The following is a 24,424-nucleotide window of genomic DNA, read 5'->3' as shown; positions in this document are numbered from 1 at the left end:
AAGGAATGCCGGATCAAAAAGAAGCACCCATCGTTATGAAACTGGAACAAAATAGAAAAGCAATGAACGAGAGGATAGGGGTTGAACAATCCTTTGATCTTGGATTCCGCACCGTTCATATTCTTGGATCAGAAGTCAATGTGTATTATGTGACAGGTCTTGTAGAAACGCCCATCATAGTAGAAATTATGAGGCAGTTGTTTGAATTGAATGAAGGATCGGAAAAGGAGGATTCCGTCCGGTCGCGGATCAAGAACGATATTCCGCACCAACAGGTGGAGTCCTCTTCAGACATGAACCAGTGTATTACCCAATTGTTATCCGGGCTGATTGTCATTTTTGTAGAAGGGGAGACGGAAGCGTTTATCGTGGATGTCCGTACCTACCCGGGCCGTACACCAGAAGAGCCGGATACAGAAAAAGTAATCCGTGGATCCAGGGATGGGTTTACTGAAAATATTATTGAAAATACTGCTTTAACAAGGCGCAGAATCCGTGATGAACGTCTTCGTCATGAAATTCTCCAAGTAGGAGAAAGGTCAAAGACGGATATCTGTATTTCTTATATAAAGGATGTCGCAGATCCCGGGCTTGTTGACCTGATTAAGAGTGAAATTAAAAACATCGACATCGACGGACTGTCCATGGCAGATAAGACGGTTGAAGAATTCCTCGTCAAGCAGGGGAGGAACCCTTTTCCGCTTGTCCGCTATACAGAGAGACCGGATGTCGCATCGTCCCACTTGTTTGAAGGGCACGTCGTAATTATGGTGGACACCTCTCCGAGTGTGATCATTACGCCGACGACCTACTTTCATCATGTTCAACATGCGGAGGAATTCAGGCAGGCCCCGGCCGTAGGTACATTTGTCCGCTGGGTGCGGTTTTTTGGAATATTTTCATCCATATTTGTCCTGCCGCTCTGGATGCTTTTCGTGATGCAGCCGGATCTGCTTCCTCAGGCGCTGGCATTTATCGGTCCGAATGAAGAGACGGCCATACCGATCATTATTCAAATTCTACTTGCGGATCTCGGTCTTGAAATGCTTAGGATTGCCGCCATTCATACCCCGACACCGTTATCAACGGCAATGGGTCTGATTGCGGCCGTGTTGATTGGACAGATTGCTATTGACGTGGGGATGTTTGTCCCGGAGGTTATCCTTTATGTAGCCGTCGCGGCGATCGGGTCCTATTCCACACCCAGTTATGAATTGTCCGTCGCTAATAAGATGGCCCGTGTACTGTTTGTCATTTTAGTAGCCGCTTTTGGTATCAAAGGTTTAATGATCGGTTTCCTGGGTTTTGTTCTCCTGCTGGCTCATACGAAATCGCTGAACACGCCTTATCTCTGGCCTTTCCTGCCTTTCAATGCCAAAGCCGCGCTGCAGATTATACTGCGTCTCAGTATGCCGTCGCTCAAGGTACGGCCGAGTGTGGTCCATCCTCAAAATAATCAGCGGCAGAAATAATCATATTGCCGCTCATTCAGCAATGTGATAAATTATAGACAATTAAAAAAATGTCCTTTTCCAATAAAGGGCATTTTCTTTTTATTCCAAGTACATACGTTTGAACAAAAAAGGCGGGATGGTATGAATCACGAAGTAAATGAACAAGGGCAGCTTATGATTGCCGGAGTGCCGGCAAAAGAGCTCGCCCACCACTACGGCACGCCGTTATTTGTCTATGATGTCGACCGAATCCGTGCGAATGCGCAGGCATTTGTGCGCACATTCGAAGAATATAACGTTCCTGCCCAGGTCGCTTATGCCAGTAAAGCTTTTTCTTCCACAGCGATCCTTCAAGTCGCCCATCAGGAAGGGCTGAGCCTGGACGTCGTTTCACAGGGAGAGCTTCATACTGCTCTCGAAGCGGGTTTTCCAGTAGAAAAAATTCATATGCATGGAAACAATAAGAACATCCAGGAAATTGAGATGGCTGTGCGCTGCAGCATCGGATGCATTGTCGTCGATAACTTCTTTGAAATTGAACTGCTGAGCGCTGTATTGAAAGAACAAAATAAAACGATGGATGTGCTTCTTCGTGTTACACCAGGGATTGAAGCGCATACCCATGACTATATTCTGACAGGTCAGGAAGATTCCAAGTTCGGGTTTGACTTGAGCAGCGGCCAGGCCGAGGAGGCTTTTCTGAAAGTCAAGGAAGACCCGAATATACAGATGAAGGGGCTCCACTGCCACATCGGTTCCCAGATATTTGAAACGGATGGTTTTCAAATGGCTGCCCAGCGCCTATTCCGCACCCTTCATGAGTGGAAAGAGACCTATTACTATGAAGCTTCTGTCGTCAATCTTGGTGGAGGATTCGGAATTCAGTATACAGAAGAGGATCAGCCGCTTGAACTGGATCAGTACGCACACGCTCTTATTAAAGAGGTGAAAGCCTTATCCCGTCAGTTCGACTACCCGATGCCTGAGATCTGGATTGAACCCGGCCGGGCGATTGTGGGAGAAGCGGGTACGACCCTTTACACAGTAGGTTCTGTGAAAAACATTCCGGACGTGCGGACGTACATATCTGTTGATGGGGGGATGACGGATAATATCCGGCCTGCTCTGTATAATGCAAAATATGAAGCCGCCCTTACGGAAAAAATGAAGGAGCCGGCAGAAAATAAATATTCAATTGCCGGGAAGTGCTGTGAATCCGGAGATATGCTAATATGGGATGTGGCGCTTCCTGCTGTAGAGCATGGAGATACACTTGCAGTTTTCAGTACGGGAGCGTATGGTTATGCTATGGCAAGTAATTATAACCGCTTTCAGAAACCGGCAGTCGTGTTTGTGGAAAACGGGGAACATCAGCTGGTCGTCCAAAGAGAAAGTTATCAGGATATGACCAGACTTGATTTGTCATACGAGAAAGGAAAGGGGAAAGAGAAATGAAACAAGCAACGATTCAATTTGAAAACGGTGAAAAAATGGTGGCTGAGCTTTATGAGGAAGCTGCGCCGAATACGGTAGCCAATTTCGAGAAACTGGCCAACGATGAGTTTTATGACGGCCTGACTTTCCACCGTGTCATTCCTGACTTTGTCATTCAGGGAGGCTGCCCGAACGGAACAGGTACTGGTGGTCCTGGATATACAATTAAATGTGAAACAGAAGGAAACCCGCATAAGCATGAGCGCGGATCCTTGTCTATGGCCCATGCGGGCAAGGACACAGGAGGAAGTCAGTTTTTTGTCTGTCATTCTCCGCAGCCTCACCTTGATGGCCGTCATACGGTATTTGGAAAAGTCATTGAAGGTGTGGATATCGTTGACCGTGTACGTGTCGGTGACGTCATGCAGAAGGTAAGAGTAGAAGATAAATAAGGTATTGGATGAGCCGACTTGAAAAGACAATGACCCATTGTTGGATCAGCGGCTCCTCTTTTTCTGTCCGGCCGGGAGGAAAAGAGCGGTTGCATCCGCTTATGAAATGAACGATGAGTCATTCATTGAAAGAGGGCGCGTTGAGGTGGACGGGCGTCCGCCTGTTTTCCAGCATAGGCGCGGTGTGGTATCATCTCTCGTCAAACCGTAGTATGTTGCGCTTGTGGAGACAGGGTTGAATATTTTCTCCTGTTGCTATATTCTTATTGAACGGGGATAAGAAATTCGTTCGACCGGGGGAAACAAGATGAAATGGAAAAACTGGACACTGTTTACCATTCTCGCTTTATTCAGCATTGGCTGGGGCCTGTTTTACTGGTTTGGCATTGTTATGTAAAAACGTTGAGTACGGCCTGACAGACTAGTGGACAATTACTTGAATAGAATGATATGACTTAAATGTATGAGGGTAACCAATACGATTAGTTATTTCATAATTGAGGGGTTAATATGCTGATTCGATATAAAAAATCTTTTGAAAAGATAGCTATGGGTCTGCTTTCTTTTATGCCGGAAGTTACAGATATCCGCAATCTGCAGGATGTCATCCGGCAGTACGATGCAGATCCTGACTGGCATCTGTTTTTATGGAAAGAAGAAGATATTCTGGGGGCGGTCGGCGTCCGTCTGGAGGGCGGCAGAGCCGTCGTACAGCACGTCTCCGTTAATCCATCCCACCGTAATCAGGGGATCGGACGCAGAATGATTCAAAGCATCCGTCTTCACTTTAAAGATCAATGTGAAATCTGTGCTGATACAGCTACAGAAACGTTCATGGAAAAATGTGATGAGGAAAGTGCTTCTTCCCAGTTGTAAGATGAAAGAGGTGCCGCTGCGGCACCTCTTTTCTCATGGGGAATTTTATCTTCTGCGCTTATGCTTATGAATCAGCCTTTCATCTTCCATCCTGCTGGGTGACCCGAAGTCCACTCCCCATCTTTTACAGATCTCACCAACATCCTGTGAAAGCTGTGGGTCCGTAATAGAAAAGTTCCAGCTTACATAAGGTTCACCGCTCCGTACACGAGAGAGTTCTGAGGAAAGCTTCTGTTCCATGTGCACTGGATCAAGCCCCAGATGAACAAGAGATTCCCGCTGTGCCGGCATATGATGGACACACCTTTTTAAAAGAGTGGCAGCCCCGTTTTGGTTGCCCCGCCGGTCATGGTACATAGCCACAGCTGTTTGTATAAGCAGAACCCATACAGACTGCCGGTTGCCCGGGTCTGTATTTTTCCAGTGCTCCTCGAGCACTTCATGGCATTCAAAGTAATCCCTTGTCCCATGAAAATGGGCCAGGTATTCTAAGTAAAGAGAAGGGTACATCGCAATCACTCCATTTCAAGCGGGAGCCTGTTGGTCCGAATCATTTTCCGCAACCGGAGCGCCCGCTCTCTATAGTTTATAGGACACACCATTCCACCTACAAGGGGCACCGTTTACACCACCTGTTGGCAGAAGAACATTTCTGATATGATAAAAGAGAAGAATCAGTGGTAAAGGAAGAATAACATGACAAAAAGCTACCAAGTGAAAGTGGAAGGCTTCGAAGGGCCTCTGGATCTTCTTTTACATCTTATCAATCGATACGAAATTGATATCTATGATATTCCTGTTTCGCAGATAACAGATCAATACATGCATTACATTCACACGATGCAGGAATTAGAACTTGATCTTGCCAGTGAATATTTGGTAATGGCTGCAACACTGCTGGCTATAAAGTCACAGATGCTGCTTCCTCAGCCTCAAATGGAAGAAGATATGGAAGATATGGAACTCGAAGAAGACCCACGGGAAGAATTGATGCGGCGCTTGATCGAATACCGTAAATACAAGCAGGCCGCGGATGAATTGAAGCAGAAAGAGCTGGATGCTAACCGGATCTATACGCGTCCACCTTTGAGTATGGAGGACCAGCAAGAGGAAAAGGCGGAAGTCCGTCCGGGAGAAGCGTCGATTTATGACATGATCCAGGCCATGGGCAGGCTGATGAAACGTAGTAAAGAAAAGCAGCCTGATGAAGCCAGAGTCCGGCGTGATGAAATCCCTATCCAGATGCGTATGGACGAAATATTACATCAAATGGAGCGTTCACCAGAAGGGACTCCGTTTTACCAGTTGTTCGAAAAACGGACGAGGCCCCATATTGTCGTTACGTTCATTGCACTTCTTGAGTTAATGAAAAGCAATGAAATTACCTGCGTGCAGCAGAAGCATTTTGAAGAGTTAATTGTGTTTAAGATGGAGGATGCCCCATGGAATTAGAGGAATACAGAGCAATCATTGAAGGGGTGCTGTTTGCCTCCGGTGAAGAAGGAGTGCCAAAAAAGAAGTTGATGGATTTGCTGGGGATGGACAAATCTTCTGTAAATGATTTGATTGAGAGTATGCAGGAGGCTTATATGCATCCATCACGGGGGCTGATGATTATGGAGTCCCAGGGAACCCTGCATCTCACAACGAAACCCGAGCATGCGTCCTACTACAAACGTCTGCTGGATTCCCCGAGCGCAACCAGACTTTCGCAGGCGTCCCTTGAAGCGCTGGCGATCATCGCTTATCAGCAGCCGATAACGAGAATTGAAGTGGACGATCTGCGCGGGGTGAAAAGTGACCGCTCTATACAAACCCTTGTTAATAGAGGTTTGATTGAGGAAAAAGGACGCAAAGATGCCATTGGTCGTCCGATTCTTTATGGAACAACGAAGGACTTTTTAATTTACTTCGGTTTGACATCGATCGACGACCTCCCTCCTCTTGAGGACCTGCAACACCCTGAGGATATGGCAGGAGATGCCGATCTTTTCTTTGAAAAATTTGAGAAAGATCCGTTAAATGATGAAGACTGACACATGCTGCTCCTGATCCAGGGGTAGCATTTTTTTACGGCCGGGGGAGGGCTTCTGGATTCATATGCCTGTACATTCAGGCATAAGGTGTAGCAAACGACTAGAATGGGAGGAGCTCCTCTTGAAAAGGTGTTTATATATGATTTTAACCGCCCTGCTCGCTTTCCAATGGTTTAGTTTACACCCGGTTCAAGCTGAAGGAGCGCTGTCTGTATCAGCCGAGCATGCGGTTTTGATGGATGCAGCATCCGGACGGGTCCTGTATGAGAAAGATGCGTACGAGCCAGCTTTGATTGCCAGTACAACAAAAATCATGACGGCGCTGATTGCTGTTGAATCAGGTAAAATGGATGAGAAGGTTACCGTAAGTAAGAGGGCCGTGTATACAGAGGGATCTTCCATTTATTTAACAGAAAAAGAAAGCATTCGCTTAAAGGACCTTGTTTATGGTCTCATGCTCAGGAGTGGGAATGATGCGGCGGTCGCTATAGCTGAACATGTGGGAGGAAGTGTAGAAGGCTTTGTCCAGATGATGAATGATAAAGCCGCATGGCTCGGAATGAATGACAGCCGGTTTGAAAATCCTCATGGACTGGACGGGGAATCCCACCTTTCCAGCGCCTACGACTTAGGGCTGCTGATGGCTTATGCAATGAAAGACGAAACGTTTCGTGAAATTACGGGTAGTGAGTCCTACCTTTCAGAAAACAGGGATTATGCCTGGATGAACAAAAACAAAATGCTGACTCAGTATTATGATCCGACAAATGGTGGAAAGACAGGTTTCACCAAGGCAGCAGGACGGACGCTGGTCACTTCTGCTGCTAAAGAGGGAATGGAATTGATTGCGGTTACTTTGAATGCCCCGGATGATTGGAATGATCATAGAAACATGTTCGAATGGGGATTCGCCCATTTTGAAACCGTCCTTCTGCAGAAGAAAGGCACGGTGAAAGTGGGGGGAGAAGCTTATTATGTACCGAGAGATTTAGCTTATCCCTTAACCTCATCCGAAAAAGAGCAGCTGGAAGCGGTGTTTTACCCTGTGGAAGAAGGGACCGGACTCATGGCGGGGGTTACCTATTATAAGTCTGGTAATAATCCTATTGTTGAAGCTGCTGTATGGAAGGAACGTCCACCGCAGTCTTTTTTACGGGAAGTCGGTGATTTTCTCCACCGGATGATGGGGGTGGCGCCATGGTCAACCTGATCTGGGCGCTTCTTGCGATCATCGGTATTGTTTATGCGGCGTTCAACGGCACGATGAAAGAGGTCAACCAGGCGATATTTCAGACGTTGGATGAGGCAGTTATGATTACGATCAGCCTTGCAGGTGTGCTGGTGTTCTGGCTCGGGTTGATGAAGATTGCGGAAGAAGCTGGATTGTTAAGAGGACTTGCTGTTTTATTTAAACCTGTAGTCCGCCGGATCTTTCCAGATATCCCGGACAACCATCCTGCGCTTGGATACATTTTATCGAACATGACGGCCAATATGTTTGGACTGGGGAACGCAGCGACGCCGATGGGGCTGAAAGCGATGAAGGAATTGAAGGATCTATCCGGATCGGATCATGCCAGTCGTTCCATGATTACCCTGCTTGCCCTCAATACATCCTCGTTAACGTTGATTCCTACAACCGTTATAGCGGTCAGGATGAAATATGGATCCTCTGACCCTACATCGATCATCGGGGCTACTATACTCGCCACAATCATTTCCACCTGCGCCGCCCTCTGCATCGACCGCTATTTTTATTACAGGAGAAAGCGGAGGCTTGGATTATGATCAGTATATGGCTGATTCCGGGAATCATCTGTCTCGTACTGGTCACGGCTACCATAAAAAAGATTCCCTCTTATGAGGTTTTCGTAGAAGGAAGTAAGGAAGGGCTACAGATTGCTGTGTCCCTGCTGCCCTTCCTTCTAGGCATGATGGTATCCATTGCCGTTTTTCAGGCCTCAGGAGCTATGGAAGCGGTGCTCGTATTGTTCGAGCCCGTTATGAATGCTTTCGGCGCACCGGAGGAAATTCTGCCACTGGCTTTTATCCGACCCATCTCTGGAACGGCCGCATTGAGTATGACGACAGAACTGATCCGCACGTTCGGTCCTGATTCTTTCATCGGCTATCTGGCATCCGTCATGCAGGGAAGCACAGATACAACGCTCTACATCATCACCGTCTATTTCGGTGCTGTTGGAATCAAGCGGATGGGTGATGCATTGAAGGTTGGACTGCTTGCAGATTTAGTTGGTATACTGGCATCAATCATAATTGTTATCATCCTATTCCAATGATAGGATGATTTTTTTGTTCAAACCTTTATAGAATGTGTATAATGTAAATGGTATGTTCACTTGCTGTAGGAAAGTTGCAGGGAACATGTGAGATTTTAGAAGCAGAAGAAAGTTGGTGACGGTCGTATGGCAGAGAAAGAACGACTACAAAAGGTGATCGCCCATGCTGGTGTTGCATCACGAAGAAAAGCAGAACAGATGATTTTGGATGGAAAAGTGAAAGTGAATGGTGAAATTGTCACGGAACTTGGAACAAAGGTTGGAAGAAACGACGATGTTGAAGTGGAGGGTGTCCCGATTGATAAAGAGGAACCTGTCTATTTCATGCTTTATAAACCAAGAGGTGTGATTTCCAGTGTAAGCGATGACAAAGGCCGGAAAGTCGTAACAGACTTTCTTCCTGAAGTGAAAGAGAGGATTTTCCCGATCGGACGCCTGGATTATGATACATCCGGCTTGATCCTGCTCACCAATGACGGAGACTTCGCCAATATGCTTATGCATCCCAGCCATGAAGTCAACAAAGTATATATCGCGAAAACGAAAGGGATTCCGACACCGGAACAATTGAAGCAGTTGAAAAAAGGGATCACGGTGGACGGGGAGTATTTGAAAGCTGTCCATGCAAAAATCAATTCTACGGATTCCAGGAAAAATACAGCAATCGTTCAGGTTATCCTGCACGAAGGGAAAAACCGTCAGGTGCGCCGTATGTTTGATACCCTCGGATTTCCAGTAGATAAACTGAAGCGTGAACGGTACGGAACGCTGGACCTTAAAGGGCTGAATGCCGGGGATTACCGTCCTCTGAAGCCTTTTGAAGTGAAACAGCTGCGCCAGCTCGCTGAAGAAAATGTTGAATAACGTTCATATTCTGACTTTCCAATCGATGATATAATGATCTGGGAGTGACTGCTATGAAAGAGAAAACCATCCGGAAAAAGAAAAAAAGGCTGATCTTCCGGGCTGCCATGCTGACGGTTATGATTGGTCTTGTCGTTTTTGCTCTTGTGGCAAATGGAAAAGATGATCAGGTGGCTGTTGCCAAAGGGGAAGAGGCGCCTGATTTTCAATTGAAGAAATTCGGTACGGAAGAAACGGTTCGATTGAGTGATTTGAAAGGGCAGGGAGTCATGCTGAACTTCTGGGCCACGTATTGTGGTCCGTGCAAGGATGAGATGCCTTATATGGAAGAGTTATACGACGAGTATAAGGAAAAAGGTGTGGAGATCCTTGCCGTCAACCTGGATTCAACAGAATTGGTTGTAGAAAACTTTGTGAATGAATATAACCTCTCCTTCCCGATTCTTCAGGATAAAAAAGGACAGGTGATGGACCTGTATAACATCGGTCCGATCCCTTCGACCTTATTCATCAATCCGGAAGGTGATATTGAAGAGCAGGTGATCGGCCCGCTTACGCTGGAAAAATTGGAGGGGTACCTGCAGGAGATTTCACCAGAGGAATAGAGTCTACTTATATATTGTGAGGTTTTATTATGAATGAGATTACCTGTGAGTGCGGACACGTAAACCCCGAAGGTACCGTTTTGTGTGAGTCCTGTGGAAAGCCGGTCGAGGGGAATCAGCATATCGACGGCAATGACCAGAAGGAACTGCTGAACATGCGCTATGATGGGAGTGCCCGCAGATCCCAGACGTATAATCGGACGTGGGTTGATAAAATATGGAATTTCTTTTCCTCTGTTAAAGTGGGCGTGTGGCTCATTTTTATTACTGTCATAGCTTCAGCGGTAGGAACTATTTTTCCGCAGGAAGTGTTTATACCTGGTAATGCTGATCCGGCCACCCACTACCGGGATCAATACGGAATCGCCGGCCAGATTTATTATCAGCTTGGTTTTCATGATTTATTCAGTTCCTGGTGGTATATGCTGCTGATTGCCATGATTGGTATTTCCATCGTTATCGCCAGCATTGACCGGTTTTTTCCGCTTTACAAAACCTTGAAAAACCAGAAGCCGAAACGGCATGAGCTGTTTATGAAGAAACAGCGGGTGTTCGGAACGACAGAAACTCAGAACGTGGATGTGGAGCGTTTTAAAGCCAACCTGAAGAAGCGGCGCTTTCGTGTGTATGAACAGGATGGCCATCTGCTGGCTGAGAAAAACCGCTTTGCCCGGTGGGGTCCGTATGTCAATCACATCGGCCTGATCATTTTTCTGCTCGGGGCACTTCTCCGATTCGTCCCGGCTTTTTATGTCGATGAATTCATCTGGGTCCGGGAAGGGGAAACCATTTTAATTTCCGGAACGGATGGACAGTATTATATTGAAAATAAAGCTTTTACACTGGAAACGTATGACAAGGATAATCCTGATGATGCCCGATTTAAAGAAGCGATTGAAAATCAGAACGGAGCCATTCCTAAAACTTTCCGGACGGATGCTGTGATCTATGAGCGCACCAACTCGGATGTCACAGGAGCTGAAGCGGAGCTGGAGCAGGTGAAGGAAGGTGCATCCACGATGAACAATCCTTTGAAATTCGGTGATTATGCCCTTTATCAAGCCAGTTATCAATTGAATGAATTCAAGGAAATGTCCTTTAAGATTCATGACAAGGATGACGAATCGACCAACTATGGAGAATTCACCGTCGATCTGACAAATCCTCAATCTACATATGAACTGGACGAAGGCTACAGAGTGGAAATCGCCAACTATTTTCCTGATTATGAACTGGAAGATGGGGAACCGGTTTCCGTGTCGAAGTATCCAAGGAACCCGGCCTTTGTTTTTCAATTATTTCCTCCAGGGGAGTCAGAACCTGAAACTAGTTTTCTCGGTATAGGAGCCAATGTTGATGCTGGTGGTGAAAATGAGTACAAGCTTGGTCTGACTGAATTTGATGTCAGGGATGTGACCGGTCTGACAGTGAAAAAGGATGAAACGCTCTGGTTGATTGCTTTTGGAGGCGCTGTCTTTATGATCGGGGTTGCCCAGGGCATGTACTGGAACCACCGCAGAATCTGGCTTCAGCCTCGAAGTGATGGCGTCTGGATTGCAGGTCATACGAATAAAAACTGGTATGCATTAAGGATGGAGATTGATAAAGCGATTGAGGGAACAGGGATAGAGGCTCCCGTCGATCAGCACGAAATGAAATCATAGAGTCAGGAGGATGAACATGGGAGATTTAACGACCATAAGCAGTAACCTGCTTTATGCGGCATTTTTCATCTACTTGACGGCTACCTTCTTCTTCGGCGGAACAATAAGAGACAAGAAGAAAGGCAGCAGCAGAGTGGCTGGAAATATCGGTATTACGATTACCATCATAGGATTTCTTACGCAGCTTGGATACTTCTTTACAAGGTGGGGAGCAAGTGGTCATGCCCCTGTCAGTAATTTGTTTGAATATACGACATTCTTTGGGATGATGCTCGTCTTTGCCTTTATTGTCCTTTACTTTATTTACCGTGTGGATCTGCTGGGTCTGTTTGCACTGCCGATTGCTTTGCTTCTCATTGCATTTGCGAGCATGTTTCCGACAGAGATTTCACCTCTCGTCCCGTCCCTGCAGTCGCACTGGCTATATATTCACGTAACGACAGCTTCTCTCGGTCAAGGAATCCTGTCCGTAAGCTTTGTCGCCGGTTTAATATTTCTTATCCGGCAGGTGGATCAGACGAAACGATCCAAGCATACGATGTGGCTCGAGTTTGTCATTTATATCATTGCCGCTACAGTAGCGTTTATCGTGCTTTCCTCAACCTTCAGCGCTCTTAATTATCAGGCGGAGTTTGAAGCACCAGTCGAAGGACAGCCGGTGACCATTACCTATGAGATGCCCGCCATTACGGGTCCTGCTGGAGGGGAATTACTGACAGAAGATGCTGCATCTCCTTTGTTTGATGCTCCTGAATGGATGCGTGGCGAAGATGCAGCGAAGAAATTCAATACATTCCTCTGGGCAGTCGCAGGCGGACTTGTTTTTTACTGGGGCTTACGCCTCATTTTCCGCAGACGTATTGCGGCAGTCATTCAGCCACTATTGAAAAAGGTTAATCCTGAGCTTGTTGATGAAGTGTCTTACCGGGCGGTAGCCATCGGATTCCCGGTCTTTACGCTTGGGGCACTGATCTTCGCTATGATTTGGGCCCAGCAGGCATGGGACAGGTTCTGGGGCTGGGACCCGAAAGAAGTCTGGGCTTTGATCACCTTCTTCTTTTATGCCGCATACCTGCACCTCCGCCTTTCCCGTGGATGGCAGGGGATGAAGTCTGCCTGGCTGGCTGTCGGTGGTTTCGGCATCATTATGTTTAACTTGATCGCCGTTAACTTAATCATTTCAGGTTTGCATTCTTATGCATAAGGTCAAGGGCAGACGGTTTTGAATCGTGCTGCCCTTGATGTACATTCAATCGATTTAAATGGTAATGGAGGAAGATATTATGGAACGAGAAGCTAAAGTACTGGTCGTGGACGATGAAGAACGTATCCGCCGGCTGATCCGTATGTATCTTGAGAGAGAAGATTACGTGATTGAAGAGGCGGAGGATGGCGAAGAAGCCTTCCAAAAAGCGCTCCAGGAAGACTATGATGTGATCCTTTTGGATTTGATGCTTCCGGGGAAAGACGGCATTGACGTATGCCGTGAACTGCGTGAGAAGAAGGCGACACCGGTGATTATGCTGACGGCCAAAGGAGAGGAAGCCAACCGTGTCCAAGGCTTTGAAGCAGGGGCTGACGATTATATTGTGAAGCCCTTCAGTCCCAGGGAAGTGGTTCTGCGGGTGAAGGCCCTGCTGCGCAGGTCTTCCTCGACGAAGTTTTTGGAAACGGAAACCTCTGCCCGCAACGTCCTTGTTTTCCCGCACATGACAATTGATAATGATGCCCACCGTGTAACCGCTGACGGGAATGAAGTATCATTGACACCGAAAGAGTATGAACTGCTGCATTTTATGGCGCAGGCTCCGGATAAGGTTTTTGATCGGGAAAGGCTTTTGAAAGAGGTATGGCAGTACGAATTCTTCGGGGATTTAAGAACGGTCGATACCCATGTGAAACGACTGCGTGAAAAACTCAGTAAAGTGTCCGCAGAAGCTGCCGGAATGATTGTAACGGTATGGGGGATCGGCTATAAATTTGAGGTCTCCGGCGATTGATGTTCTGGCGTAGTGTTGTAGGTAAACTATGGTTTACCATCCTCTTTCTCGTGTGTTTTGTTCTATTTATTTTAACCATTCTTCTATTGGAATTTTTTCAGAACTACCACATTCTTGAGGCGGAACGGCATCTTCTACAGACCGCTGATAAAATTTCGGAAGTGGTGGAGAGGTATGAGGAGGATGAGGATCTTCTTTTGTCTACGACAGACCTCGTCAAAGATCCAGCGAGCCGTGCTGTCATTACCTGGGGACCGGGCCGTCAGATTGCGGCGGAAAGCTCCTCTGAGAATCTTCCTGTCATCAATTATGAATGGTTTAGTAACGACCCTGATTTATCCACGGTTATGGAAGAAGGCATGGATGTGAAAAAAGTAGCTGACCTGAGTGTCGGAGAAACCGGCATTATGGTTGTAGGTACACCTCTGAACAAGGGACAGGGTGCTGTGTTTGTCTATCAGTCGCTGGATACAATTGAAGAGACTTCTGAACAAACGACTAAAATCATCTTCCTTGGTGCAGGGATTGCAATTGTTTTAACTACCATCTTTGCTTTCTTCTTGTCGACGAGAATCACTTCGCCCTTGATAAAAATGAGGGAAAGCGCCCTCGAACTTGCTAAAGGCCGCTTCAATACGAAAATCCCGATCCGTACTCATGATGAAATCGGCGAGCTTGCCATGGCTTTTAATCGGATGGGGCGGGAGCTGAAATTTCATATTAATGCACTGAATCATGAGAAAGAACAGTTATCCGGGATTCTTCGATCCATGGCGGACGGGGTCATTACCGTGAACCGTCAAGGGGATGTTCTTGTATCCAATCCACCTGCTGAACAGTACTTGGAAGCGTATGAGTTTGAAAATCAAGGGACAGATGGACACGTAGATCTTCCTGAACCATTACAGGAACTGCTGCAGCGTGTCATTATCGAAGAACAGGAGTTGATGACAGAGGCAACTCTGCAGGGGCGTTCATGGGTTATTTTAATGACGCCTTTATACGATCGTCAGAAAATCCGTGGTGCAGTGGCTGTTCTAAGGGATATGACAGATGAGAGGCGTCTGGACAAACTAAGGAAAGATTTTATTGCCAATGTATCCCATGAGCTTAGAACGCCTATTTCAATGCTCCAGGGCTATAGCGAGGCTATTGTGGACGACATCGCGGAAAGCAAAGAGGAAAAGAATGAACTGGCTCAGATTATCCATGATGAATCGCTTCGGATCGGCAGGCTCGTCAATGAACTGCTCGACCTGGCCCGTATGGAGGCGGGCCATATCCAGTTGTCCATGGAAGCGCTGGATATGGAATCCTACATGCATAAGATTATCAGGAAGTTCCAGGGGGTTGCGAATGATAAGGGCGTGATCCTTCATTCGGCTATAGATCCTGAAGTGGAAACGGCCTCCTTTGATCCCGACCGGATTGAGCAGGTGTTTACCAATCTGATTGATAATGCCATCCGTCATACAGAAACAGGCGGCGAAGTCATGATCCGTGTGGAAGCCGGAACCGGGGCGTGGGTGGGATCAGTCAGCGACTCCGGCCTCGGTATTCCTGAAGAGGATCTGCCGTTTGTATTCGAGCGTTTTTATAAAGCAGATAAATCAAGAAAGCGCGAAAATATGAATTACAAGAAAGGGACCGGCCTTGGGCTTGCCATCACGAAGAACATTGTGGAGGCACATGAAGGTTCGATCAGTGTCCACAGCCGACTGAAGGAAGGGACAACCTTCACCTTCAAGATCCCTTACCACCAGTAACGTAGAAGCTGCCTGCTGCAGGCAGCTTCTACGTTTTTTTATGGACGGTTGAAAGATCTGGTTTTCTTTTCTAAACGAAGACTTTAAGATGAAAGTGTAACGTTTGATACATAGGAGCGTCTAAATAAGTATCGCAGGAGGTACAGCCATTGAGAGCGTTCTTTGATGAACTTTATGATCATTACCACCAGGACCTGTTTCAGTTCATTTATTATATGGTAAAAGACCGGAACCTGGCGGAGGATCTTGTCCAGGATGTTTACGTGAAAGTGTTGAAATCCTATCATTCTTTTCATGGGAAAAGCTCGGAAAAAACGTGGCTGTTTTCCATTGCTCGTCACGTAACCATCGATCATTTCCGCCGTCAGAAAAGAAAGCGGGATCGAGTGGCTGAATTTTTTGACTGGGGTGAAAAGGGCCCCCAGCTTCCTGACCGCGATCCGCTCCCTGAAGAAATCATTATCCAGAGTGAGGACGTAAAGCATGTCTACCGGGCGATGAACCAGTGCTCTGTCGATCAGCGGACCGTTTTAATCCTGCGTTATATCCAAGGGCTTTCAATTAAGGAAACTTCCGAGGTTACGGGCTGGACAGAAAGCAAAGTGAAAACGACGCAGCATCGAGCGTTGAAAGCCGTGAAGGAATACACAGATTCAGTGGAAGGAGGGGGAGGAGAATATGAAAAAATCTAATAGACAGGATGTGGAAGAGCAGTTGTCCAGGCTCCCTTCCATAAAAGATCATCAATCCAGAGAAATCCTCTATCAGGCAGTAAACGAAAAGTTACACCGGAAGAAAAAACGTGTCCCTTCGTGGCTGGGGCCTGGATTTTCCGTCTGCGCTGTACTCATACTGCTCGCCGTCTTCATCCCTGTCTTTATGTCACAGCATCAGCAACTAAATACCCAGCCTTCCACACAAACCAGTGATAAAGCTTCTCCGTCTCTGGAGAACCCTGAAAATGAAAGTTCTACAGGGTCCGCTGCAAAGGAAGGGGAGGAGTCTTCGGAGGCTCCCGATGCCTCCTTGTCTATCATGGAGGATGAGTGGTTTACATTTGTTTATCCAGGAAGGAATGCGGAAGTTGTCATACCGGTTTCCACTCATGATGCTCTTCCTTTTACAAAGGAAATAGCGGAGGAGAAAGGCTTGTCAGACAGACTGCTGCAGAACGTCGAAATTGATATTGATGAAGCGGCGGAAAAGGCGGAGGTTACTTTTCCGGATGAATTTGATCCAGCAGGAACAGCTTATGTGCAAATGCTTATGGAAAGTATCCGCTGGGAGCTGGAAGGTAAAGGAGTGCAGACCATTGCGCTGAATCGTCCTTCCTATGATTCGGTCCCGATGGGGAATTATGGGGAACTGGACAGCCTGGACCCGATTTCGGAAGGGGAATATATGTTTAAGCTGTACCAGTATAACGCGCAGTCTCCCACCTATCTGGCCCCGGTGCCTACGGAAGGAAAACCATCTCTGGAAGAAGTGTTGAACTTGATGAAGGAGAAAGGTGGTGGAACGTATATCAAACCCTCTGTTCCAGACCATGTTGAATTTGCCGTCGATAAGGCTGAAGAAGGGCATGTACAGCTGGATATTTCTCATCAGGAATGGAGGAGCGAACAGGAGCTCATTCTGATGATTGAGGCTGTTTCAGCTACGGCCCGCCATTTCGGGATGTCCCGGGTAACCTTTGGTGGAATGGGAGTGGAGGAAGCCGGAAGGTATGATTTAACAAAACCTGTTGATCTGCCCGCCCCGTTCAACGTAGAACCATGATCCTTTGCAAACTCCCCTATTTCAGGGGAGTTTTTTTGGGACGTTCCGGCTGATGCGTGTTAAAATAGAACCGTCTGAAAAAGGAGACATGCAGATGGATCAAATGCAGATACAGGAATTAATTTCTCAAAAAATGAAGCTCATCCGAGTGGAATATGGATACACGCAGAATCGGATGGCTGAAATCATCGGGCTGTCCAAAAAGACCCTAGTTCAAATTGAAAAGCAGAGAACGACGGCCGGGTGGACAACGGTCACTGCGGTCTGTGCGCTCTTCAGAGAAAGTGAGATCATCAGGAGAGTCTTGGGGGATGCGCCTCTTGAAATATTGGAAACGGCTGCCCATCTTCATATATACGCCGGGGAAAAAGCTACGTCCAGCCTGCCGGTGACGTGGACGGTCATCACTGAAAAAGGCAGTCTTAAGCTTGAACGAAATGAAAGAAGCGGTCATTTCCGCATCAGTAGAGCGGGAACGAGGCTTTTTTCGACATGGAATCGTGTGGAGGCAGAACTCCATTTGGAGAAGATAGCACGTGAAACATAAGAACGGCCCCTGTTTAGAAGGGGCCGGTGTATATCATTCGAATTTTAACGGATCTCCATGAAAAGGAGCTTCCGCAATTTTAATAGAATCGGTTGGACAGCCGTCAAAGGCATCTTCCATATCTTCCTCATATAAATCGGGTACAGCTTCCGTCCCCTCATTATCATCCATCACTGCAAAGGCAAGTCCTTCGTCATCATAATCATAGATGTCCGGAGCAGCCGCCCCGCAGGCCCCGCAGGCAATACAGGTTTCTTTATCGACCATCGTGTATTTCGCCAAAGGGATTTCCCCTCCTTTTTCTAACCATTCTATATTGACAGTCATTGTCTATGAAAGTGGTCCACGTCCTATTGTAAATCTCCCCCCTGTATTTTTCAAATGGTTGACATGGAGCTGTTTTTCAGGGCGGTTTTGTATGAACGGTGAAAAAATCAAACTAGAAAGGTGGTGGGTGGATGTTTGAATCTATTGTCCTTCTCTGCATCCAGCGGTTTAAGGGGGAACGGACGGTATCTGGTATTTTTAATATGCTGACAGGGAAAAGATCCTCCCAGACCATGCAGGATGCCAAAGCGTATCAGCTTGATCATCTGTTTGGTATTTTTCCAGAGCTGGATCGCAGACGATTGGATACCCTGATCGACGAGATGTCTCATAGTGGAGAAATCGTTTTGAATGAGCAGAGTTTTCCGCAAATAACAGAAACCAGCCGGCAGCCGTCTACGCAGACGTTCCCGTATTTTAAGGGAATGACATGGCATGAAGTGGTCCCGGCCTTCATTTCCCGTTTAAACCTTCTCGTCCAGGCGTCTTCGAATAAAGAAGCAGGGATTCAGTCCTATGTAGCCATTGTTGACAATCCGGCAGCCCAGCTATGGGTGAAAAAGGTGTTTGCTACTTTCCAGAATAAGCTGGCCCGCCTCAACCAATCCCTGTATGAGGAACTGGAAAAGCTGCTTTCTGCTCATGATCCGGTCCAGGCTGAGCTGTTTACTCACCGCCTTACTGGTGGTGGATGGATAGGCCTGACTCTGGATCAGCTTAAAGAGAAATTCAGGATGTCCAAGGAGGATGTCCTGCTGGGGCTTAGACATACGTACTATTATCTATTTCAGCAGGCAAAAATGAACCAGGATGCCTATCCTGTCCTCCATTTATGCACGCGTGGTCTTCAAGCCTCCCATCTCGTTACAGCGTCTGCAGGGAAAACCTATCAGCTTATTGCCCAGGGCCTCTCCCTTGAAGAGATTGTAACCATCCGGCGGCTGAAGAAAAGCACCATACAGGATCATATTGTGGAAGCCGCCCTTGTAACTCCTGACTTTGATGTCTCCCCGTTTTTGACGGTGGATCAGGTCGCCGAGATCAATCAGAAAGCGATTGATTTGAATACCCAGCGGCTGAAGCACATACATCAGGATCTTGGAGGCGTCTATGATTATTTTGAAATCCGCCTGGCTCTGGCTCATGGGCGGAGCACGCATATAGAAAGGAAACCATTACCGTGAGTACACAGTTAGCAGCAGCATTAAAAAAATATTTCGGCTTCGACCAGTTCCGGGAAGGGCAGGAGGATGTCATCCGGGATGTGATGGGCGGAAACGATGTTCTGGGGATTCTTCCAACAGGCACGGGTAAATCCTTATGCTATCAACTGCCCGCACGGCTTCTCCAAGGAACAACCATCGTTGTCTCCCCGCTTATATCCTTGATGGTCGATCAGGTGAAGCAGTTGAAGGCATCCGGATATAAATCGGTCACAGCATTGAACAGCTTTATGGATATAAAGGAAAAAAAACAAGTGATCCAGAATCTTGATCGGTATGATCTTGTCTATGTTTCACCGGAAATGCTTCAAAATGAACGGCTCCAGGAGGACTTTAGACGAATGACCGTCCCTCTTTTTGTCATTGACGAAGCCCACTGCATCTCCCAGTGGGGGCACGAATTTCGTACGGATTATTTAAAACTGCACCGTATCATTGACTCTATAGGAAGCCCTCCTGTACTTGCTCTGAGTGCAACCGCTACACCTGAAGTCCAGGGAGATATCATGGAAAAATTAAACCGCCCGGGGATGATCCGCCATATCCACCCTATGGATAAACAGAACATCAGTCTGTCAGTGGAGGAAGTCCAAAGCCCCGAGGAGAAAACAGATAGAATCGTAAACATTCTCTCCCATATACACGCGCCGACGATGATCTATTTCTCCAGCCGCCAGTGGGCTGAGAAGGTAAGCTTTGTGCTGAGAGAGAAGCTCAGCCACCGGACTGCCTTCTATCACGGAGGCATGGAACAGACAGACCGTATGCTCGTTCAGCAGCAGTTTATGAGTGGACAGCTGGATGTGATCTGCTGTACAAGTGCCTTTGGCATGGGCGTGGATAAAAAAGACATCCGCCTGGTTATTCATTTTCACCTCCCGGCCCAGACCGAGTCGTTTATTCAGGAAATCGGTCGTGCGGGAAGAGACGGAAAACCTTCTGCCAGTCTCGTTTTGTTTACAAAAAAAGATCACTATCTTCCCCAAATGCTTATCCAGAGTGAGCTGCCTGAACGGGAGCAGCTGGATCTGGTCCTTGGTTATTTGAAACGGCAGGAAGGACAGGAGCTTCTGGAGGATGCGTCAATCATGGAGCAGCTTCAGCTTTCTGAATCGCAGTGGAATTTCATCAAATACCAGGCAGAAGAGCGGGGCGTGCTGGATCATGGAAAGGTTCAGCCGTTTCCCATGGATTTCGAAAGCGGTCTGCACGCGCTGCTGCGGGAGCGTTGGACCTATAAGCAGGGGAAACTTACGGAAATGCTGACATGGATTCATCATACAGGATGCCGCAGGGAAGCTTTATACCAATCTTTTCAGGACCATATCCGGCCGCCTTATGTTCCATGCTGTGATGCCTGTGGTTTTTCTGTAAATCATCTGACCTTTCGTGAGTCACAGGAAACTCCGGCAGCAGAATCATGGAAGGAGCGCCTGCAGATGATTTTTCATCAGGGGCCGCCCCATGCGTAAGGCCCAGCAGGAAATGATCCAGGAAATGTCAGACAAACAGATCACCTTTCACCTTCTTTTGACGCAGATGATCATTCTGTCTGCCGCTGTCGTGGCAAGTGCCTTTCTTTTTGACCCGTTTCTTTCCGAGTGGCAGGAACAATTTCATATAAATTGGCGGGACTGGTGGCTTTACGGTGTCATTCCGGGACTTATTGTCCTTCTCATTGATTTGTTTCTCATGTATGTTTTACCTGAGAGTGCTTATGATGATGGAGGAGTCAATAAAAGGGTTTTTGCGAGCCGGTCTTTTCCTGGGATTATCTTCATCACTCTGCTTGTTGCCGTAAGTGAGGAAATGCTGTTCAGGGGCGTCCTCCATCATGAGTTCGGTTATATAACAGCAAGTGTGCTGTTTGCCATTCTGCATATCCGTTACTTAAAACGGGTGGTGCTGCTGTTATCGGTTTTATTTGTCAGTTTCTTTATCGGGTACATGTATGAAGCAACAGGAAGTCTCGCTGTTACCATTACAGCTCATTTCATCATTGATGTTGTTCTCGGTGTCTGGATCAGGCTCGGGAAATGGGGGGAGAAGCATGCATCAGACGGATAAACATGAAAACCATGAAGAAAAAGAACAGAAAGACCTCGATGTGCTGGGACTGCCGCCGCGGCAGGAGGTCCATACAAGCAGAACCGGAAGAGTCAGGTGGAAAGTCAGCACTGCCTGGATCCGTTTTTGGTTTATCGTATTCATAGTTCTCATTTGCTTTGTCTTCTCTTATCCTTTATGGGGCGAATGGCTCAAGGGGATATCTTTTCAGCCGCTGAATCTGAATGAAAAAGCGCCCTACCATGAAGAAATCACGGTGGAGCGCTGAACGGTTAAAAGAATTGTTTACGGTCCTTTTCGAATTTTAAAATCTCCACAGCTTCCCGGAAGCGCTGGGAGTGGATGACTTCGCGCTCCCTGAGAAATTTGAGGCTGTCATTGAGGCACGGGTCATCGGACATATTAATGATCCATTGATAGGTGGCCCGTGCTTTTTCCTCAGCAGCTATATCCTCATACAAATCAGCGATGGGATCTCCTTTGGCTGCTATATATGTAGCTGTCCAAGGGCTCCCTGCTGCATTTTGATAATACAGAGCGTGATCGTGGTTGGCGTAATGCGCGCCAAGCCCTGCCTCTTTCATTTGTTCTGGTGTAGCATCCTTCGTCAATTTATAAATCATGGTCGCAATCATTTCAAGATGGGCAAACTCCTCTGTTCCTATATCTGTTAGTAATCCGATGACTTTATCAGGGATGGTATATCTCTGGTTCAAATAGCGGAGGGCGGCCGACAATTCCCCGTCCGCCCCGCCGTATTGTTCGATGAGATATTTGGCCAGTCTGGGGTTGCATTCCGTTACTTTAACCGGATACTGCAGTTTCTTTTCATAAAACCACATGTGATTCCTCCTAAAAGTTCAAAGATTTACAGCTGCCATGGCCAAGGGGCATCGGACCAGTTCCAAGGGTATCCGGAAAAACTGCCCCCATACTGACGGAGGGGACCGTATTTCTGCTCAAAGACGGTTTTCAAATCCCGGCTTTCCACTGCAAGCTGATTAAACTGCTGAACCGCCTGCGTATCTTCGGGATGTGTGTCCAAATAAAGCGTTAAATCAACCAGAGCGAAATCGACCATTTGAATTTTTTCCATCAAGGAATAGCGCTCCTGATCGTGGGATTGACCCTGCTTCATCCTTTTCCTCCTTTAGGTACGGGCGTCGGGTAGGGGTCATAAAGACAGGGCCATAAGGTTCCTTTGTATAAAGCTTCCTGCAGAGGATACTGCTGCAGGTTCATTGGCTGGAATCCGAGGTATAAATTAGGTGGTGTCTGGTAACACTTGGTCCTGATGGGGGGACACGGATCAAAAGGCCCGTAATAAGGGTGGTAGCACTTCACTGGTGTATACATATTTCAACACTCCCTTTGTCTCCAAAAATATATGTGTCCAAATGTTGTCCTATTCTGATTAAGGCAGTAGAACCGCCGGCTTCAGGCGAATAAGATACTGACGATAAAAGAAAGAGGTGACAGGTATGTTTGTAAAAGGGATCATGAAACCAGTTCATCAGTCATTTACAGCAGATGTAAACACCAGCTTGAAAGACGTGCTGGAACTGTTGGAGCAGAAAGACATCGAGGCTGTGCCTGTACTGGAAGGGAACCTATTCAGAGGTATGATTTCGAAGGAAATGATTTATGAATCCTGCTATAAAAAGGCCGGTGGACAGGACACGGGAACTTTCCTGGAAGAAACACCTGCAGGGGAAGCGGCCGGATATGAAGATTTCTGTATCACCAATGAAGAAGTGTTTGAACGGACACTACCTATGTTCAAGGGCTTTGCCGTACTCGCGGTGGTGGATGACCACCGAGTTTTTCAAGGGCTTGTGACACGGTATGATGTGATTGAACAATTTGAGAGTGCCTTTGGTGTAAAGAAACAAGGCATTCGGATCGCCTTTACATCAGAAGAGTCTGAGGGCCGGATTGAACGACTGGGGGATATCATCAAAAACTATCACGAAAACGTAATTTCCCTTGCTACCTTTGACGAGACGGATAAGCTGGCGAGGAGAATCGTTTTGAAAATTGAGGAAAATGATAATATAGAAGCCTTTACAAAGAAACTTGAAAAATCAGGCTTTCGAATCTTAAGTGTCAAACATGTATAATCACTGCCGCTGTGCCTATCCGGGCATAGCGGTGTTTTTTTGGATATGCTATGATGATATTTTCATTGCGAGAATCAAGGAGGTGGGATGGAGTTGTTGATATGGATACTTGTATTGGCTGTGGCAGGACTGAGTATGCTTTTGTATATGAGGTATCTGGCTGGTAGAGATCATGTCAGGGAGGAAGTGGTGCAGACCGCCTTTGGAAATGACGAAGACCGCCTGCGTATTTTCTTTATCTCTGATATACATAACCGCCTCATTAAAGAACAAACATTAAAAAACGCCGGGAAAGTGGATGCCGTCATTATCGGTGGAGATCTGGTGGATAAGCGGACATCCATTTCTAAACTAGAGACGAACCTGAGACGTTTGAACCATTGGGAAGTACCGGTTTACTTTATACCAGGCAACAATGATCATGAACTGATCGAAGAACCGCTTACAGCCGTATTGGACAGACATCGGGTTGTAACGTTGTCCAATGAGGATGTGGAGGGAGAAGGAAAAGGAGGAACACCGTTCATAGTCACGGGTCTTGATCCTTATTTCCTGAAGCCGAGGCGGTCGGTGGAACTGGCTGATTCTTCTTGTTTCCGAATCTTATGCGTACACGATCCTTATGTATACAGTCAGATGAATGCCCAGGAAAAAAAGAAGTATGATCTCATATTGAGTGGTCATACTCATGGAGGACAGATCAGGCTGTTCGGCATGGGTCCCTATCAGCGTGGAGGATGGAGCAGGAGGGATTCTATTCCTCACCTGGTGAGTGAAGGGTACGGAACATCCCTGCTGCCGTTAAGGCTCGGGACAAGAGCAGAGTGTCACGTCATAGACATCGGTGGATATGTAAAGAATTCATCTAAAAACCTTGCATAAAGAATATACAAATTTTACACAATACGTT

At 46.9% G+C, this 24,424-nt stretch carries 29 protein-coding genes; 24 read left to right on the top strand and 5 right to left on the bottom strand.

The features are described from left to right. Positions 1-5 precede the first annotated feature (5 nt). From QMA39_RS04845 to QMA39_RS04830, 4 genes are all read left to right on the top strand, one after another. Positions 6-1,472 (top strand): spore germination protein, encoded by a 1,467-nt coding sequence (locus QMA39_RS04845; protein WP_206932844.1) that lies wholly within the window; start codon positions 6-8, stop codon positions 1,470-1,472. A 123-nt stretch (positions 1,473-1,595) separates the two neighbouring features. After that, positions 1,596-2,909 carry a diaminopimelate decarboxylase gene (gene lysA, locus QMA39_RS04840; protein ID WP_027954474.1) on the top strand — a complete coding sequence of 438 codons (1,314 nt, stop codon included), beginning with the start codon at positions 1,596-1,598 and terminating at the stop codon, positions 2,907-2,909. Further along, positions 2,906-3,340: a peptidylprolyl isomerase gene (locus QMA39_RS04835; RefSeq protein ID WP_027954473.1), complete on the top strand. Its 435-nt coding sequence runs from the start codon at positions 2,906-2,908 to the stop codon at positions 3,338-3,340. The genes lysA and QMA39_RS04835 overlap by 4 nt, the downstream gene beginning before the upstream one ends. A gap of 510 nt (positions 3,341-3,850) precedes the next feature. Continuing rightward, a complete protein-coding gene (locus QMA39_RS04830; protein WP_027954472.1) occupies positions 3,851-4,216 on the top strand; it encodes a GNAT family N-acetyltransferase in 366 nt (121 codons plus the stop codon). A 45-nt stretch (positions 4,217-4,261) separates the two neighbouring features. Here the strand turns inward: QMA39_RS04830 and QMA39_RS04825 are convergent, their stop codons facing one another. Beyond that, a complete protein-coding gene (locus QMA39_RS04825) occupies positions 4,262-4,726 on the bottom strand; it encodes a DUF309 domain-containing protein (RefSeq protein ID WP_206933024.1) in 465 nt (154 codons plus the stop codon). 186 nt (positions 4,727-4,912) lie between these two features. Here QMA39_RS04825 and QMA39_RS04820 point away from each other — a divergent pair, with 186 nt between their 5' ends. The 14 genes from QMA39_RS04820 to QMA39_RS04755 all read left to right on the top strand — a co-directional run bounded on the left by QMA39_RS04820 (position 4,913) and on the right by QMA39_RS04755 (position 17,777). Further along, positions 4,913-5,668 carry a segregation/condensation protein A gene (locus tag QMA39_RS04820; RefSeq protein ID WP_206932842.1) on the top strand — a complete coding sequence of 252 codons (756 nt, stop codon included), beginning with the start codon at positions 4,913-4,915 and terminating at the stop codon, positions 5,666-5,668. Further along, on the top strand, positions 5,659-6,252 hold the full coding sequence (scpB, locus tag QMA39_RS04815) for an SMC-Scp complex subunit ScpB (RefSeq protein ID WP_206932840.1): 594 nt from the start codon (positions 5,659-5,661) through the stop codon (positions 6,250-6,252). Before QMA39_RS04820 ends, scpB begins: the two co-directional genes overlap by 10 nt. A gap of 139 nt (positions 6,253-6,391) precedes the next feature. Beyond that, a complete protein-coding gene (locus QMA39_RS04810) occupies positions 6,392-7,462 on the top strand; it encodes a D-alanyl-D-alanine carboxypeptidase family protein (protein WP_281658377.1) in 1,071 nt (356 codons plus the stop codon). Beyond that, positions 7,450-8,040, top strand: coding sequence for a nucleoside recognition domain-containing protein (locus QMA39_RS04805; protein ID WP_027954467.1), 591 nt, complete (start codon positions 7,450-7,452; stop codon positions 8,038-8,040). The genes QMA39_RS04810 and QMA39_RS04805 overlap by 13 nt, the downstream gene beginning before the upstream one ends. Further along, the gene (locus QMA39_RS04800; RefSeq protein WP_035531347.1) at positions 8,037-8,552 is read left to right on the top strand and encodes a spore maturation protein; all 516 of its coding nucleotides are present in this window, start codon (positions 8,037-8,039) and stop codon (positions 8,550-8,552) included. The genes QMA39_RS04805 and QMA39_RS04800 overlap by 4 nt, the downstream gene beginning before the upstream one ends. Before the next feature lie 126 nt (positions 8,553-8,678). Further along, positions 8,679-9,416 carry a pseudouridine synthase gene (locus QMA39_RS04795; RefSeq protein WP_027954465.1) on the top strand — a complete coding sequence of 246 codons (738 nt, stop codon included), beginning with the start codon at positions 8,679-8,681 and terminating at the stop codon, positions 9,414-9,416. Positions 9,417-9,469: 53 nt separating this feature from the next. Then, entirely contained in the window at positions 9,470-10,021 is a 552-nt protein-coding gene (gene resA / locus QMA39_RS04790; protein ID WP_027954464.1) for a thiol-disulfide oxidoreductase ResA, read from the top strand. 29 nt (positions 10,022-10,050) lie between these two features. Further along, positions 10,051-11,685: a cytochrome c biogenesis protein ResB gene (locus QMA39_RS04785; RefSeq protein WP_027954463.1), complete on the top strand. Its 1,635-nt coding sequence runs from the start codon at positions 10,051-10,053 to the stop codon at positions 11,683-11,685. A 16-nt stretch (positions 11,686-11,701) separates the two neighbouring features. Next, positions 11,702-12,889, top strand: coding sequence for a c-type cytochrome biogenesis protein CcsB (gene ccsB / locus QMA39_RS04780; protein ID WP_281658087.1), 1,188 nt, complete (start codon positions 11,702-11,704; stop codon positions 12,887-12,889). Positions 12,890-12,968: 79 nt separating this feature from the next. Beyond that, positions 12,969-13,685, top strand: coding sequence for a response regulator transcription factor (locus tag QMA39_RS04775; RefSeq protein ID WP_027954461.1), 717 nt, complete (start codon positions 12,969-12,971; stop codon positions 13,683-13,685). Then, a complete protein-coding gene (locus QMA39_RS04770) occupies positions 13,685-15,451 on the top strand; it encodes an ATP-binding protein (RefSeq protein WP_281658376.1) in 1,767 nt (588 codons plus the stop codon). Before QMA39_RS04775 ends, QMA39_RS04770 begins: the two co-directional genes overlap by 1 nt. Positions 15,452-15,600: 149 nt before the next feature. Next, complete coding sequence (gene sigX / locus QMA39_RS04765; RefSeq protein WP_206932838.1) at positions 15,601-16,143, top strand: RNA polymerase sigma factor SigX; 543 nt, start codon at positions 15,601-15,603, stop codon at positions 16,141-16,143. After that, positions 16,130-17,230 carry a hypothetical protein gene (locus QMA39_RS04760; RefSeq protein WP_281658086.1) on the top strand — a complete coding sequence of 367 codons (1,101 nt, stop codon included), beginning with the start codon at positions 16,130-16,132 and terminating at the stop codon, positions 17,228-17,230. The genes sigX and QMA39_RS04760 overlap by 14 nt, the downstream gene beginning before the upstream one ends. Positions 17,231-17,324: 94 nt before the next feature. Continuing rightward, entirely contained in the window at positions 17,325-17,777 is a 453-nt protein-coding gene (locus QMA39_RS04755) for a helix-turn-helix domain-containing protein (protein ID WP_027954457.1), read from the top strand. 33 nt (positions 17,778-17,810) lie between these two features. Here QMA39_RS04755 and QMA39_RS04750 read toward each other — a convergent pair whose 3' ends face one another. Then, a complete protein-coding gene (locus QMA39_RS04750) occupies positions 17,811-18,059 on the bottom strand; it encodes a ferredoxin (protein WP_027954456.1) in 249 nt (82 codons plus the stop codon). A gap of 176 nt (positions 18,060-18,235) precedes the next feature. Between QMA39_RS04750 and QMA39_RS04745 the strand changes: the two genes are divergently transcribed. Genes QMA39_RS04745 through QMA39_RS04730 form a run of 4 tightly spaced genes read left to right on the top strand, consistent with a single transcriptional unit; the run spans position 18,236 to position 21,662 of the window. Further along, positions 18,236-19,288, top strand: coding sequence for a helix-turn-helix domain-containing protein (locus QMA39_RS04745; protein WP_206932835.1), 1,053 nt, complete (start codon positions 18,236-18,238; stop codon positions 19,286-19,288). Beyond that, complete coding sequence (locus tag QMA39_RS04740) at positions 19,285-20,799, top strand: RecQ family ATP-dependent DNA helicase (RefSeq protein ID WP_281658085.1); 1,515 nt, start codon at positions 19,285-19,287, stop codon at positions 20,797-20,799. Before QMA39_RS04745 ends, QMA39_RS04740 begins: the two co-directional genes overlap by 4 nt. Next, the gene (locus QMA39_RS04735; protein ID WP_027954453.1) at positions 20,792-21,394 is read left to right on the top strand and encodes a CPBP family intramembrane glutamic endopeptidase; all 603 of its coding nucleotides are present in this window, start codon (positions 20,792-20,794) and stop codon (positions 21,392-21,394) included. Before QMA39_RS04740 ends, QMA39_RS04735 begins: the two co-directional genes overlap by 8 nt. After that, positions 21,378-21,662, top strand: a complete 285-nt coding sequence (locus tag QMA39_RS04730) for a hypothetical protein (RefSeq protein WP_027954452.1) — start codon at positions 21,378-21,380, stop codon at positions 21,660-21,662. Before QMA39_RS04735 ends, QMA39_RS04730 begins: the two co-directional genes overlap by 17 nt. Positions 21,663-21,666: 4 nt before the next feature. Here QMA39_RS04730 and QMA39_RS04725 read toward each other — a convergent pair whose 3' ends face one another. Genes QMA39_RS04725 through QMA39_RS04715 form a run of 3 tightly spaced genes read right to left on the bottom strand, consistent with a single transcriptional unit; the run spans position 21,667 to position 22,750 of the window. After that, positions 21,667-22,236, bottom strand: a complete 570-nt coding sequence (locus QMA39_RS04725) for a manganese catalase family protein (protein ID WP_027954451.1) — start codon at positions 22,234-22,236, stop codon at positions 21,667-21,669. A 26-nt stretch (positions 22,237-22,262) separates the two neighbouring features. Then, on the bottom strand, positions 22,263-22,532 hold the full coding sequence (locus QMA39_RS04720) for a spore coat protein CotJB (protein ID WP_027954450.1): 270 nt from the start codon (positions 22,530-22,532) through the stop codon (positions 22,263-22,265). After that, the gene (locus QMA39_RS04715; RefSeq protein ID WP_027954449.1) at positions 22,529-22,750 is read right to left on the bottom strand and encodes a spore coat associated protein CotJA; all 222 of its coding nucleotides are present in this window, start codon (positions 22,748-22,750) and stop codon (positions 22,529-22,531) included. The genes QMA39_RS04720 and QMA39_RS04715 overlap by 4 nt, the downstream gene beginning before the upstream one ends. A 125-nt stretch (positions 22,751-22,875) precedes the next feature. Here QMA39_RS04715 and QMA39_RS04710 point away from each other — a divergent pair, with 125 nt between their 5' ends. Further along, positions 22,876-23,514: a CBS domain-containing protein gene (locus tag QMA39_RS04710; protein WP_281658084.1), complete on the top strand. Its 639-nt coding sequence runs from the start codon at positions 22,876-22,878 to the stop codon at positions 23,512-23,514. Positions 23,515-23,607: 93 nt separating this feature from the next. Continuing rightward, positions 23,608-24,396, top strand: a complete 789-nt coding sequence (locus QMA39_RS04705) for a metallophosphoesterase (RefSeq protein WP_169516184.1) — start codon at positions 23,608-23,610, stop codon at positions 24,394-24,396. Positions 24,397-24,424: the final 28 nt, after the last annotated feature.

The sequence above is a fragment of the Halobacillus sp. Cin3 genome (genome assembly GCF_947311855.1).
GTDB classification, from domain to species: Bacteria; Bacillota; Bacilli; order Bacillales; family Halobacillaceae; genus Halobacillus; species Halobacillus kuroshimensis.
Note: the sequence above shows the minus strand (reverse complement) of the source record. Positions and strands in the feature narration are given on the sequence as shown.